The organism is Caballeronia sp. DA-9 (assembly GCF_051615025.1).
Lineage (GTDB): Bacteria > Pseudomonadota > Gammaproteobacteria > Burkholderiales > Burkholderiaceae > Caballeronia > Caballeronia sordidicola.
In genome coordinates this window covers 933766-947273 of the sequence record NZ_CP195131.1, presented here as the reverse complement: position 1 = coordinate 947273, position 13508 = coordinate 933766, and the positions used below count along the sequence as shown (strand labels likewise).

At 59.0% G+C, this 13508-nt stretch carries 10 protein-coding genes; 3 read left to right on the top strand and 7 right to left on the bottom strand.

Features of this window, described 5'->3' with window-relative positions; all coding sequences use genetic code 11:
* The first annotated feature begins 233 nt into the window (after positions 1-233).
* From ACRWA7_RS04245 to pdeR, 3 genes are all read left to right on the top strand, one after another.
* Positions 234-1226 (top strand): extracellular solute-binding protein, encoded by a 993-nt coding sequence (locus ACRWA7_RS04245; protein WP_438391051.1) that lies wholly within the window; start codon positions 234-236, stop codon positions 1224-1226.
* A complete protein-coding gene (locus tag ACRWA7_RS04240; protein ID WP_438390199.1) occupies positions 1226-3046 on the top strand; it encodes a diguanylate cyclase domain-containing protein in 1821 nt (606 codons plus the stop codon). The genes ACRWA7_RS04245 and ACRWA7_RS04240 overlap by 1 nt, the downstream gene beginning before the upstream one ends.
* Positions 3047-3532: 486 nt before the next feature.
* The gene (gene pdeR, locus ACRWA7_RS04235) at positions 3533-5548 is read left to right on the top strand and encodes a cyclic di-GMP phosphodiesterase (RefSeq protein WP_438390198.1); all 2016 of its coding nucleotides are present in this window, start codon (positions 3533-3535) and stop codon (positions 5546-5548) included.
* Positions 5549-5602: 54 nt separating this feature from the next.
* Here pdeR and ACRWA7_RS04230 read toward each other — a convergent pair whose 3' ends face one another.
* The 7 genes from ACRWA7_RS04230 to ACRWA7_RS04200 form a co-directional block, all read right to left on the bottom strand.
* On the bottom strand, positions 5603-6481 hold the full coding sequence (locus ACRWA7_RS04230) for a crotonase/enoyl-CoA hydratase family protein (RefSeq protein WP_060857339.1): 879 nt from the start codon (positions 6479-6481) through the stop codon (positions 5603-5605).
* A gap of 753 nt (positions 6482-7234) precedes the next feature.
* The gene (locus ACRWA7_RS04225; protein WP_438390197.1) at positions 7235-8569 is read right to left on the bottom strand and encodes an MFS transporter; all 1335 of its coding nucleotides are present in this window, start codon (positions 8567-8569) and stop codon (positions 7235-7237) included.
* A 44-nt stretch (positions 8570-8613) separates the two neighbouring features.
* Positions 8614-9663 carry a LacI family DNA-binding transcriptional regulator gene (locus tag ACRWA7_RS04220; protein ID WP_438390196.1) on the bottom strand — a complete coding sequence of 350 codons (1050 nt, stop codon included), beginning with the start codon at positions 9661-9663 and terminating at the stop codon, positions 8614-8616.
* Positions 9664-9788: 125 nt separating this feature from the next.
* Entirely contained in the window at positions 9789-10658 is an 870-nt protein-coding gene (locus ACRWA7_RS04215; protein WP_438390195.1) for an ABC transporter substrate-binding protein, read from the bottom strand.
* Positions 10651-11529, bottom strand: coding sequence for an ABC transporter permease (locus ACRWA7_RS04210; protein WP_438390194.1), 879 nt, complete (start codon positions 11527-11529; stop codon positions 10651-10653). The genes ACRWA7_RS04215 and ACRWA7_RS04210 overlap by 8 nt, the downstream gene beginning before the upstream one ends.
* Positions 11522-12367, bottom strand: a complete 846-nt coding sequence (locus tag ACRWA7_RS04205; RefSeq protein WP_438390193.1) for an ABC transporter ATP-binding protein — start codon at positions 12365-12367, stop codon at positions 11522-11524. The genes ACRWA7_RS04210 and ACRWA7_RS04205 overlap by 8 nt, the downstream gene beginning before the upstream one ends.
* A complete protein-coding gene (locus ACRWA7_RS04200) occupies positions 12364-13467 on the bottom strand; it encodes an ABC transporter substrate-binding protein (RefSeq protein WP_438390192.1) in 1104 nt (367 codons plus the stop codon). Before ACRWA7_RS04200 ends, ACRWA7_RS04205 begins: the two co-directional genes overlap by 4 nt.
* Positions 13468-13508: the final 41 nt, after the last annotated feature.

The window sequence follows — 13508 nt, the reverse complement described above, 5'->3', positions numbered from 1 at the left end:
TTAAGGTTCGCGCACGCCAACGCCAACGCTAACGCCAAATAGACAAGGACAATCCAATGCGTGGTGCCGGAGGATCCGTTCGGCAATTGCCGCCCGCGCGCATCGGCGCGACGTTTAGCTCTCTCGCGATCTCGATTTCAACGTCGATTGCCATTGCATTCCGCCGCCGCGATGCGGTGAATGCATCCGGCTTCCGGCGAATGGCGTCCGCGTTCATCCTGAGCGTCTGTTCAATGCTTGCGCTGCCGGCGCTTGCGGCCGGAAATGTCTTGCGGGTCCTGGCGTGGCCCGGCTACGCGGACAGCGACGTCGTCAGGCAATTCGAGTCGCGCTATCACGCGAAGGTCGAAGTCACGCTGATCGACTCGGACGAGGCGCTGCACGACAGGATGCACGCGGGCGCCGCGCCCCAATTCGATGTCTTCGCTGCCAACACCGCCGAGATCGAACACTATTCGCACGAAAACCTGCTCGCACCGCTCGATCTCGCAAGCATTCCCAATACCCGGCGGCAATTGCCGCGCTTTCGCGAACTCTCGTCCATGGGCGCTCTGACACGCGACGGCAAGGTGTACGCCATTCCGTTTACGTATTCGTCGATGGGGCTTATCTACGATCGCAGGCAGATCGCCGTCGCGCCACGGTCCATGAACGAACTATGGAATCCGCGTTATCGCGGCAAGGTCCTGGATTTCAACAGCGGCCAGCACAACTACTCCTTCACCGCGTTGGCGCTGGGCTATCGCGATCCGTTCAATCTAAGCGCATCGCAAATGCGGACGATCACGCGCAGGCTGATTGATCTGCGCCGCAATCTCCTCACTTATTACACGCTGCCGGAAGAGGCGGCCGCGTTTTTCATCGAACATAAGGCGGCCTTGATGTTCGGCAACTACGGCACGCAACAGGTCGCGTTGCTGCGACGCGCCGGCGCGGATGTGGGCTACGTCATTCCCGACGAAGGTGCGCTCGCGTGGCTGGATTGCTGGGCCATCACGAACTCGGCGGTCAATCGTCCGCTCGCGCTGGCGTGGATCAACTTCATGCTCGAACCGCGCGTGAGCGAACAACTCACGCAGCGCCAGGGCCTTGCCAACACCCTGAGCGCGGAACCGGAAAGCAGCGGGCATGCGCACATTGTCTGGATCGAACCGGTGGAAGACAGTCAGCGGCGCGAGGCCCTGTGGAGCCGGATTGTCTCGGGCGACCGGCCAGGGCGGTTCTGATGCTGCGCCCCGGACTGACGTTCAGGCTGTCCGTCTTGCTTGCGTGCATCGGCGTGCTGGCGTCCGGCGCGACCGGTTACTACGCGTATCGCGCGAATCGCACGATGCTCGTGAAGGAGGCCGAGCACAGCCTGATGACATCGACGGAACTGCTGGCGCAGCGCTCGTCGGTCGCCATCGAGGATATTGCAGCCGACGCACAGGTGCTGGCTTCGCTGCCTTCGTCGGCGGCGATCGCGCAGGCCGATGACGGCGCGGGCAGGAACGCCGCCCGCGAGAGACTCGCCCAGGTTTTTTTCAGTTTCATGGCGCATCACCGGGAATACCTGCAGGTCAGGCTGATCGCGCGCGGACACCACGGTCTAGAACTGATCCGCTTCGACCGTGACGCGAACCGCGCGGTGCGGGTCGAAGACAGCGGGCTGCAGGAGAAGGGGCAGTTTGCGTACGTGTTCGATACGCTTGCGCTCGGCGTGGGTCATATCTATGTATCGCCGATCACGGTCAATCACGAGCGCGGCGCGCACGCGGCTGAAGGACGCCCCACGCTGCGCCTTGGAACGCCGGTTGCGAACGACCATGGCGTGGTGGTCGGCGTGGTGGTGATCGACGTCGATCTTGCAAGGCTGCTTGAACGCTTGCAGGTCGACTTGCCAGGCAACTACGAGGTCTACCTCGCCAACGAATGGGGCGATTTCCTCGTTCATCCGGATGCATCGCAGACATTCGGTTTTGACAAGGGACGCCGGATCTTCATGCAGGAGCGCTTTCCCGCGACGCGGCCGCTGTTCGAAGCAGGACGATCCGCCGTGGTGCTGAACGGGCTGGCGCAGCCCGTTCAGGCGTCGGCGCGAATACTCGCTTTCATACGCAGGCCGTTTGGGGAATCTGAAGGCAACCGGTTTGTGGTGCTGGGTTTGTCACGCCCTCTTTCGGACGCACTCAACGGCGCGAGCATGCTCGGCAACAGCATTGTTCGAATGGTGCTGATCTCGAGTCTGCTTGCCATCGTCCTGGCGGTCATGTTCGCGCGTGCACTGGTCCAGCCGCTGCAAACGCTCGCGCACGCCGCAACCCATTTCTTCGCCGATCACACCATGCAGGCGCTGCCGGTGCGCCGCACCGACGAAATCGGCGTGCTGGCGCGCTGCTTTGAGCGCATGCGCGGCGAAATCCGCTCGCACATCGACGGGCTGCACAGCAGGCAACACGAACTGGCGCACCTCGCGCGCCACGACGTGCTGACGGGACTTCCCAACCGGATGCTGTTCATGGAGCGGCTCGAGGAAGCGATCCGCGACGCTGCAGCGAGCGCCGCACCGCTTGCGGTCTTGTTCGTCGATCTGGATCGATTCAAGCAGATCAACGATCAATACGGCCACTCGGCCGGCGACGACGTGCTCGTTGAAGTCGCGCGGCGCCTGCAGGGTTTGCTGAGCAGCGCCGACATGGTCGCGCGGCTCGGCGGCGACGAATTCGTGGTCTTGATCAACGGTACGCGTTCGGCGGGCCCGGCGCCCGAAATCGCGTCCCGCATCAAGGAAACGCTGGACGACGTGCTGCTTGTCAACGAGCGGCGCATGACGGTGGGCGCGAGCATCGGCATCAGCCAGTTTCCCGGGGATGGCATCTCGGCTGGCGCGCTTTTGCTCAATGCCGACGCCGCCATGTATGCTGCGAAGTCCGACGGAAAATGCGCCTATCTGCGATACCAGGACTTGCCTGAATCACAGCGCTCGCGCAAGACGGCAGGCCTGGCTGGCGAGTTCGACACTGACGATCTCGCGGCTGCGGCCGACGACGCTGGCGCAATGCTTTGATCCAGGGAAGCTTTGTCGTAAGGAGGTGCGCCTTCATCTGTCAAGTTTTCGAATGGCGCCGCCGTTATTCCGGATACACCTTGAAAACAGAGTGGACCTTGAAAACGGTTTGGAATCGCCACGCCTGGACTCATATTCGCATTGAATAAAAAAACGGTAGTGCTATTAAATGATTAGACAAATACTCGGCGGTTTATTGAAACGCTAATGCAATAGTTCTGTTGGAGTTTTGCAGCATTTTGTCGCTATTTTTTGTTTTGAATTCGGGCGCTGATTCTGCAGTCCGCGTAAGATATGATCAAATAATTGACTAAAGGCGACTTACTGTTTGGGCCAGCACCGGAGCGTTGGTACTTCGCGGTGCTGTGAAGCGGACTCGCAGGTTGAAGTTGACTCCAGATGTGAACGCGTGAGCGGCGGCATCGGGTGGATCTGGCGGGACGCGCTGACGGGGCGGCAGTCAGAGAATTTTTTCTGGAGTTGCTGATGATGGTTGAAGAAGACGGCCTGGACCTGTTCACGTGGTTTGGCACGACCAGCCCATGCTGGCGGCTGTCGATCGATAGTAACGCGCTCGAACTTGCTACCGTGCGGGGACCCGCGAACGTGAGCGTGCCGCTCGACGCGTCCCAGGCCGCGCAGATCAGGGCGCTCACGGGCGTAACGTCTCATCTGGCGCTCGACATCAAGATTTTCGGTTACCCGTACCGGCTGCATCTGGTCGGTAAAAAGATCAATATTCGTGAATGGGCCGGCACGGCATCGGACTATACGGACACGTCGTCGGTCGCCCGTGATCTTGTCCATGGCCTCGCATTCGCGGAGCAAGTTGTTTCCGAAGTGAATTCGCTCGTCGTCATTCTCGACGGCCGCGGCATTATTCAGCGCTTTAACCGCATGTGCGAGGAAGTCACCGGCATGCGCGAGGAAGACGTCATTGGCAAGAGCGCATACGTGCTTTTCATGTCGGACGACGAGGGCGCGGCATCGCGAAGCAATATCAATGGCTTTTTTGCAAGCGGCCAGCCGTATCAGGTCGAGAGATATATCAACACGGTCACAGGACCTCGTCTCTTTCTGTTCCGCAATAAATTCGTGCAGAGCGGCAGCGGTGTGGACGAGCGCTTTCTCATCTGCTCGGGTACGGATATCACCGAAGAACGCAAGGCCCAGCAGTTGCTCGTCAAGCAGGCAACAACCGACGAGCTGACAGGCTTGCTCAATCGCAAGGCCATTCAGGAAGAAATCGAGAACGCCATCGCGGCCGAAAAAGAGGCGGGAGATAACGTTGGCGAAGAACACCTCGGCATCCTGTTTCTCGATCTCGACAACTTCAAGAAGGTGAATGACCACTACGGGCACGTGGTCGGCGACCGGCTGATCCGCGAGGTCTCGGCGAAGATCAAGAGCTGCCTGGCCCCCGGCGATACGCTCGCGCGGCTCGGTGGCGACGAGTTCGTCGTGGTCATCAGGAAATCGACCATTGCGCTCTTGACGAAGACGGCGGAAACCATTCTGAGCAGTTTGCAGCAGCCGTTCGACTTCGGTCTGATCAAGCTCTATACAGGCTGTTCCATTGGGATTGCGCTATATCCCGAGCACGGCGACCGGCTCGAGAGCCTGATCCGCAGTGCGGACACAGCCATGTATGTTGCGAAGGATGACGGCAAGCATACGTATCGCGTGTTCACGCCGGAAATGAACCGCAAGGTCGCGGAATATGTCTGGCTCGATACGAACCTGCGCAAGGCGCTGGAAGAAAGGCAACTCGAGCTCTACTACCAGCCGAAAGTCAGCCTGAGAAGCGGCGAGGTCGACAGCGTCGAGGCATTGGTCCGGTGGAATTCGCCGGAGCGCGGCGTGGTCTCGCCGCTCGATTTCATTCCCTATGCAGAAGAGTCCGGACTGATCGGTCCGCTTGGACGATGGGTCATGCATGCCGCTGCCACCCAGGCGTCGAACTGGCAGATGCAGGGCATCGACTTGCGTATATCCATCAATGTGTCCGCGCGCCAGTTACGCGATACGGATATCGTCAAGCATTTCACCGAGGTACTGGCGGAAACGCACTCGCGTTCATGCATGCTCGACGTGGAACTGACCGAGAGCTGTTTTATTGAAGACGAAGCAGCGGCGCTCGTGCTGATCGGCCAGTTCCGGAAGATGGGCGTGCGTGTGCATCTCGACGACTTCGGTACGGGCTATTCGTCGTTGTCGCAGTTATCACGTATTCCGCTCGACGCCATCAAGCTTGATCGAAGCTTCATCAAGGGAATCGATGTAAACAGCAAACCGCAAGCGCTTGTTCGCGCCATGGTGGCGATTGCACATGAATTGCGTTTGTCCGTGGTCGCCGAAGGCGTGGAAACCGAGGCTGAAGCGGATTTCCTGCGTGGCCTTGGTGTCGATCTTGTGCAGGGCTTCCTGTATGCGCGGCCCATGCCTGCCCGCGCATTCGAAGCATGGCTCGCCGAAAAAAGAAAGCTCAGGCTTATCGCCTGAGCTTCTCCTGGTTAAAGAGCCTGATCAAAGAGCGTAAGTGAAGCCTGATGCAGCTTAATGATGGTCGAGGTTCGCCATCTTCAGCTTGGACACACGGCGGTTTTGCAACATCACCAGCCGCTCCATGAAAGCCAGGTCCTTCTCTTCAATTGTGAAAGCGGCCCGCACCCAGTCCTCGGTAATCTCGATCAGTTCAGCGCGCGGCAACGCCAGTACGCGTTGCCGCGCCTTGATCATTGCGCGAATGCCGTTGAGCTTGGGACGGACGCCATCTATGAAGGTGCGCGTCGCGAGGAATGCGTCGCCCGGCTGGAACGTCTGATCGACAATTCCCTTCTCCGCGTACCAGTCGCCGGTATGCGCTTCTCCGGTACTGATCAACTCTTCGGCCAGCCGCATGCCGGCCTTGCGTTCGACCAGTGAATAACCGCCCATGCCGGGAAAGAGATTAAAGGCTATTTCAGGGAAACCCATTTTTGCATCGTTCTGCGCGAGCAGAAAATGGTGTGCCAAGGCTGACTCGAATCCACCTCCCAATGCCGTGCCTTCGACCATTGCAATGGATATGGCGCCGGTCCCGAATCCGCTATAGATTTCATGGAGTCCGTCGATGCATGAGCGTGCATAAGCCATCAGCAATTCACGCCGCCCGGATCGAATGGCATCGACAAAGAAATCGAGATCGCCGCCTACATTGAAGATATCCGGAACGAGAGAACCGGTGACCCAGAAGTCAAAGCGCAAGCCTGACTCTCTTGCGGCGCGCGCGAGATCAATGATGTCATTGACGAGTTCTTGCGTGAAACAGGGACGCGGACGTGAACGAAGCATCATCCACATGGTGCGGCGTTCTTCCTCGTAATATGCGGAAATTTGTGACAGGTCTCCGGCCTCGAGGAAGGGACGGCAAGCTGGGTTGTTTTTAAGGTTCATGGCGATGATCCAATTTAAAAAGGGTTGAACTTGGGTAAAGCCATGAGAGGGTAAAGCACAGAATTTCATATCGGATGGGGTATACGAGGGGAAACCCACACTCGCGCAAAGCATTAATGGCGCGTCAAAATTGGCTCAAAAAACGCGATGATTTAACGTTGCTAAGCGAACCATCTGGCTTTGAAAAAGTGTTCGCTTAGCAACGGCGAATCGTCGCGTTATGAGGTTTGCTGGGTGTGCTCGAATGGCTGTGACTTCCCGTAACAACCTGGTTTGGGACGGTGATCGTGCAGATGGAACTGGCTGAAACATCCAAAAATGCCGCTGTGGTTTCGGGTCGACGCCGTAGCAGCGATGTACCGCGTCAGGTGTCCGGTCCGACAAGGCGGCGTTGCTGGGCATGCTTGCGTTGGTCAATAACAGGTGCGGTCACGACTTTCGTTTATTCAGATCAAGATTTTGGCTAATAAAACTACTTTGGATTACGAATCAACTCAGAGGCGGAAAATTTTTTCACATGGGTGAGGCCAATGGCCGCACGTTCCGTGTTCGGCTAATCATTGCCGGTCGGTATTGTGATCGCGTCTTCTGTGTGGGATTCAAAGTTGCTTGGCTCGCAACCGCGGACGGTGCGTACGATTGGGATATGCGCCGGCTTTGGAGGCTGGCGGGAAGGACAATTGATGGATGATCGGTTTTCGCTCGCGAAGGAAAGCCATCGCAAGCGAAAACACCGCATTCTGATCGGACCCTTCACGTATGGCGTTCTTCGGCAAAGGTGCCGCGCGGCGCGCTTTCCAGGGCCGTATCGTGTTTGAGCAGCAGCACGGCGGCAACGCCCACCAGCCCGGCGCCCGAGAGGCACAGCAGTCCGGCTGCGAAACTGCCGGTGCTGTCCTTGATCCAGCCCATCGCATAGGGTCCGAAAAAGCCCGCAAGATTGCCAAGGGAGTTCACAGCGGCAATGCCGCCTGCCGCCGCCGCGCCTGAAAGAAATGCCGCGGGCAATGTCCAGATAACGGGCAGGCAGCCGAAGATGCCAAAGCCGGAAATCGACAGCGCGATCATTTTCAGTACCGGATTGTCCAGCGCGGTCGATGCCGCGATTCCGCCGGCCGCAACCAGTAATGCAATCGCTACATGCCATTTGCGCTCGAGTTTGCGGTCCGAATGACGTCCCCAGTACACCATGCTGATTGCACCCACAACGTAGGGCAGCGACGTCACCAGTCCCGTTTGCACATTCGTCAGGCCGAACCCCTTAACGATCTGCGGCAAGAAGAAGCTCAAGCCGTAATTCGTTGCATTCGCACCGAAATAGATCAGTGCAACGGCAAGCACGCGCGGATTGAACAGCGCTTCCTTGACGCTGAAGCTGCGTACGGCTTCGCGTTGCTTGCGCTCCTCAGCCTGGCGGTTGACGAGCCAGTCGCGCTCTTCGTCGCTGAGCCACTTTGCGTCGGCGGGTTTGTCGGTGAGATAGGCTAGCACCGCGAATGCGAGAAGCAAGGCCGGCAACGCTTCGATCAGATACACCCATTGCCAGCCGGCAAGACCACCAAGCTTGTCCAGGTTGAGCAGCGCACCGGAGATAGGCGCACCAATGACTGTGGACAACGGGATCGCGACCATGAAGTAACCGACTACACGTCCGCGATAAGCGCCGGGAAACCAGAGCGTCAGCAAGAAGATGATGCCGGGGAAAAATCCCGCTTCGGCAATCCCGAGCAGAACGCGCAGCGCGTAGAACACGTGCGCGGCGGACATCCCTGTATACCGTGCTATATGCGGAATGAAAGCCATCGCGCCTGCGAGGATGCCCCAGGTGAACATGATCCGTGCAATCCATCTCCGCGCGCCGAATTTCTCGAGCAGCAGATTGGACGGCACTTCGAAGAAGAAATACGCGATGAAGAAAATGCCTGCGCCAAAGCCAAAAGCGCTAGGTGAAAATCCAAGGTCCTTGTTCATTTGCAATGCCGCAAAGCCGACATTCACGCGGTCCAGATACGCGATGAAATAACAAAGAATAAGGAAGGGCACTAGCCGCGCGGTCACGCGGGCAAGGGTACGTTTCTCGAGGTCCATTCGCCATGTCTCCTGTTTTTAGGTCGTGATTCGTCTGAAACGTTTCATCCAGATACAGCAGTTTCGGCGGGCGCGTGTGCCGTGCTTTCACGCACCAGTAATTCCGCCGTAAAACTCAAATGAACACATTCGTCCTGCTGGCCGCTCAAGAGCTTGAGCATCAACTGCCAGAGAGCATGGCCGATGGCTTCCACAGGCTGGCGGATCGAAGTGAGATACGGCCGCAGTACGGACATCCACGGGGCGTCGTCAAAGGAAAGCAGTGACACGTCCAGGGGAATCCGCAAGTCGGCATCGCGAATGGCGCGCAGCGCGCCCAATGTGGTGACATTGCAGCCGGTGAAGAGGGCGGTCGGACGCATCGAGCCGCTCAGGATCTTCAACGTCGCCGCGTGGCTTTGCGCGGCTGTCATACCACATTCGACCACAGAAACGTATGTGTCGAGGTTGGCGTTGTGCATTGCGTCCATGTAGCCTTCGGCGCGCTCCCGTGAGTTCACAAGCTTGAGTGTGTTCACCAGGAACGCAATGCGCTTGTGACCAAGCGCAATGAGGTGCGCGGTTCCTTCGGCGGAAGCGCTGCGGCTATTGGTCGTCACCGTGTTTGCAGGGAAAGTGTCGTCCACGCGATCCGCCATGACGAGCGGCACATGACATTCGCGGGCCTCGGAGATTGCGTGTTGAGCGTGTTGATAACCGCTGCACGGGATGACGATCATGCCTGCAACCTGACGAGACATGACAAAGCGGATGCGTTCTGTTTCGCGTTCCGGGTCCTCGCCGGCGTGAGCCAGGATGAGCTGGTAACCGTGCTGAAGCGCATGCGTTTCGAGGGCGCGCGCGATATCGACGAAGAACGGGTTCGTGAGGTCGGGGAGGACCAGACCTATGGAAGTCGGACGGCCGCGGCGCAGATCCGCTGCGATTCCATTTCGCCGATAGCCCATTCGACGTGCGGCATCCCAGACGCGGCGTGCACGCTCGGCGCTCACGCCCGATGCGCCGGAGAGTACCTTCGACGCCGTGCCGACAGACACTTCCGCCGCATTCGCGACATCACGCAGCGTGGGAACGGTTCTGTCAGAAACGCGCATGGAAAGCCCACTCGCTATCGACTGAAACGTTTCAGAGGATAGGTGATGAATGAAGCAACTACAAGATAAGCGGGCTTAGGGTATACGGTGGATTCGGGTAACTCCGGGTCTGATGGCGAGCCGCGTCAGTGACAGTACAAGTCGTTCTCGGCGATGAACATGTCGAAGGCAAGCTGCTTGGCTACCGTCTCGCGCACGGTTGCAAGCCATCGGCTCTGGCGCCAGCCGCGCACGGTGGTATAGATGAAACGCATGCTTGCGGCATCGCCGCCGGGAGTCGCAATGAATGCAGGCGTGGGCGCGATGGCGCCGGGAAGTACCCTGTAATAGCTCCAGTCGGGTTGCTTCAATAATGACTTGATGATGAGCTCGTCGTCCACCAATGCGGTGCATTCGCCGGCCTGGAAGGCCAGCAGCGCGGCCAGCGGGCGATCGAACGCCAGAAGGCGCGCGCCATGCAGTTTCGCGGCGCGAGAACCGTACACGTTGCCCGTCGACGTGCAGATCGATCCCGCATGCAAGTCTTGCCAGTCGTGGACCTGTCCGTGGCGCAGGACGAGTCCCAGGCCTCGGCCGTTCGCGTAAGAGACGGGGGCAAAAGATAGCGATGCATTCGGTTGAAACGGCAGGCCATCGATTGCTACATCTGCCTTGCCCGTCGCGACGGCGGCCGCTGCTGAATCAGGATCGCGAAGCAGCAGGTCGACAGATAATCCGAGACGGCGTCCCAGGTCGGCGGCCAATGCGGCCGACAAAGGGTCAGGCGAGCGCAACGTACGATCCACGTGGCCGACGTTCAACACGGGTGCGGGCCGTGGTGGCACGGCGACAATCAGCGTGCCGCGAAGCCGTGCCGCCGCGAACGGGCTCTCAAGACTGACAAACTGGCTTAACGCCACGCCGGCAAGTACGAGAACCAGCAAAAAAGCGGCCGCGCGATTGCGCGTGCTTGACCATGACCAGGAATTGGGAAAGCGAGCGCTGTCGCTAGCCATTTTGTGTAATGCCAACACGCCAGCGCAGCAGCTTGCGTTCGAGCAACGACAGGCCGTAATTGATCAGCAAGCCAAAGAGCGCAAGCAATACGATACCCGCGTACATATCGGGAATCTGAAACGTCTCCTGCGAGTTCAGCGTGTAGAAACCAAGGCCCGAGCGCGCACCGATCATTTCAGCGGCGACCAGCGCGGTGATGCTGTATGCACCGGCAAGGCGGATGCCTGTCAGTATCTGCGGCAAGGCCGCAGGCAAAATAACCTTCGCAAAGATAAAGCCTTGCGTGGCGCCCATCGACCGGGCGCAATCGATAAAGATTCGCTCGACCTGCTTTACGCCAGACAGCGTGTTGAGCAGCACCGGCCAGAATGCAGCCCACACGATGATCGCGATCTTCGACGATTCCCCAATGCCGAGAAAAAGCATGAACACAGGAAACAACGCGAATGCGGAGACCTGCCGCAGCAATTGGTAAAGCGGATCGGCGACGCGTTCGACACGCCGGAACCAGCCCAGCAAAAATCCGCCGACAATTCCGGCCGCGACGGCGAGCAACAACCCGGCGAGCGACCGGAACGCACTGGCGCCAATGTGCTTCCAGACTTCGCCGGTATCGAAGAGATGCGCGATTGCGATCATGACCGACGACGGCGGACTGAGATACGCCGAGCTGACAATGCCAAGGCGCGGCAGCAACTCCCACAACAGCAGGAATCCAATCAGCGCAATGCTGCGTTCGAAGACACGCACGGCATGAATGCGCAGCGGCGAAGGTTCTTTTAGTGGCGAGTCGGCAGCGCTGTTGGATGCATCGGATGCGAATGGCTCGCTCGCAGCAAAGACGGTGGTAGCGGTTGATCGATTACGCATGGACGGTCCTTGTTTGCTCTTGAGCCGGCGCATTGCGTACTTCGGCGACCTCGGTTTTCAGCAGGCTCCAGGCGCGTTGCCGCAACGCCAGGAACGCCGTCGAATTTCGCACGGTGTCATCGCGCGGCCGTGGCAGCGTGATATCGACGATTTCCTTGATCCTGCCGGGACCGCGCGTCATGATCGCCACGCGGTCAGAGAGAAATATCGCTTCGTCTATGCTGTGTGTGATGAACACCACCGTCTTTGCGCTCTTCTCCCAAATGCCAAGTAGTTCGCTTTGCAACGACTCGCGCGTTTGAGCATCGAGCGCACCGAAGGGCTCGTCCATCAACAGCACTTCGGGTCCGTATGCCAGGGCGCGTGCAATGGCAACGCGTTGGCGCATGCCGCCTGAAAGCTGGTGCGGGTAATGATCGCCATACGCTTGCAATCCGACGAGCGACAGAAATCGCGCGGCTTCAGCACGGCGTTCGGCCCGTTTCACATCGCGAATCTCAAGACCGATTTCGATGTTCTCCATGACGGTACGCCACGGGAACAGCGCATACCCCTGAAACACGACACCCAGCTTGCGACTGACGCCGCTGAGGATCTGTCCGTCTATGCGCACATCGCCGCGGGTCTGCGGCACGAGTCCGGCGAGTATGTTGAGGAAGCTCGACTTGCCGCAGCCGCTCGGTCCCAGCACCGAAAGGAATTCGCCCTCTCGCACTGACAGGTTGAAATCGCGAAGCACGACGTTGCTGCGCGAGCGCCCCGGCGTTCCCTGATCGATGTAGGCAAGGCCCAGCTGCTCGGCGACGATCTTGCCATGATGAAGCGACGCGGCGCTCACGGTGCCGCTTCCGCCGGCGCATTCATCGCGGACTTGCCTGCATTCGTTGATGCATTCGCTCGCGCGGGAGGCTGCGCATACGGATTGAATTCGTTGGTGTACACGTCCTCGACTTTCACCTTGCCCTTTGGAATCTTGCCCGCTTGTTCGAGGATATCGATGTAGTACTGGATCGGCGGCGTGGTCACGACGAGGTCCTTGACGTAGGCATAACGCTCGACTACATCGACATCGATTCCCAGCCGTTCGGCGGTCAGCTTGCGGGCCTCGTCGGGATGCGCGTTGACCCAGTTTCCAGCCTTGGCAATAGCGGTTACGAAATCGCGTACCGCTTGCGGATGCGCGCGTGCAAACGCGCCGTTCACGCTATAAGGGGCCATTCCGCCAAGGCCGTGATCCTCGTCCCAGTCGCTCCAGAGCTTGTGAAGTTGCGGGTCGTGTTCGGCTGCGCCGGAGAACGGCGGGTGAATGATCGCGATGTCCACGTTCTTCGTGACCAGCGCCTGTTGCGACTGGTTGTCGGGAACAACCAGCCAGTTCACTTTTGAAACATCGACGCCATGCTGCGAGAGATATTTCTTGGTGACGAACTCCGCGCATGCGCCAAAACTGTTGAACGCTACCGTCTTGCCTTCGAAGTCCTTGGGCTGCGTGATGCCGGAGTCCTTGCGCGAGAAGTACTTCATATGCGGTGCGTCGGGCAATGTCTCGCCGCCGGCGGATACGACCTTGATGTCGGCCCCGCTTGCGATTGCGGAGATCACGAGTGGCACCATGCGCGTACCGAAGTCGATCTCGCCCGTGCCGACCAGAGGAATGATCTGTGGCGCCGATACTTTGCCCACGTATTTCGGACGCGTGCTGGTGCCATCGAAGTAACCCAGCTTGTCCGCGAGATAAACGAGGTCGAACGCGGGATTGTCGGGGTACTTGAAGTAAGTGACCTTCGTGGTCTCGGCGCTGCTGGCCGATGCAGTGCCCGGTGTTGCATCGCGGGAATTGCAGCCGCCTTGCAGGATCAGCAATGACGCCGCAATCGACGCAATGGCGGCGTACATCATGCGTTCGCGTAGACGCAAACGGGTTGGGACAGTGAGCATCGGGACACCTGAATATTTAAGCGACGAAAATACGGCAGGCG

Bases quoted from the DNA above. Each gene is read 5' to 3' on its own strand.
- pdeR (WP_438390198.1), top strand. From the start codon at position 3,533: ATGATGGTTGAAGAAGACGGCCTGGACCTGTTCACGTGGTTTGGCACG.
- ACRWA7_RS04225 (WP_438390197.1), bottom strand. From the start codon at position 8,569: ATGGACCTCGAGAAACGTACCCTTGCCCGCGTGACCGCGCGGCTAGTG.
- ACRWA7_RS04210 (WP_438390194.1), bottom strand. From the start codon at position 11,529: ATGCGTAATCGATCAACCGCTACCACCGTCTTTGCTGCGAGCGAGCCA.
- ACRWA7_RS04245 (WP_438391051.1), top strand. From the start codon at position 234: ATGCTTGCGCTGCCGGCGCTTGCGGCCGGAAATGTCTTGCGGGTCCTG.
- ACRWA7_RS04220 (WP_438390196.1), bottom strand. From the start codon at position 9,663: ATGCGCGTTTCTGACAGAACCGTTCCCACGCTGCGTGATGTCGCGAAT.
- ACRWA7_RS04200 (WP_438390192.1), bottom strand. From the start codon at position 13,467: ATGCTCACTGTCCCAACCCGTTTGCGTCTACGCGAACGCATGATGTAC.
- ACRWA7_RS04240 (WP_438390199.1), top strand. From the start codon at position 1,226: ATGCTGCGCCCCGGACTGACGTTCAGGCTGTCCGTCTTGCTTGCGTGC.
- ACRWA7_RS04215 (WP_438390195.1), bottom strand. From the start codon at position 10,658: ATGGCTAGCGACAGCGCTCGCTTTCCCAATTCCTGGTCATGGTCAAGC.
- ACRWA7_RS04230 (WP_060857339.1), bottom strand. From the start codon at position 6,481: ATGAACCTTAAAAACAACCCAGCTTGCCGTCCCTTCCTCGAGGCCGGA.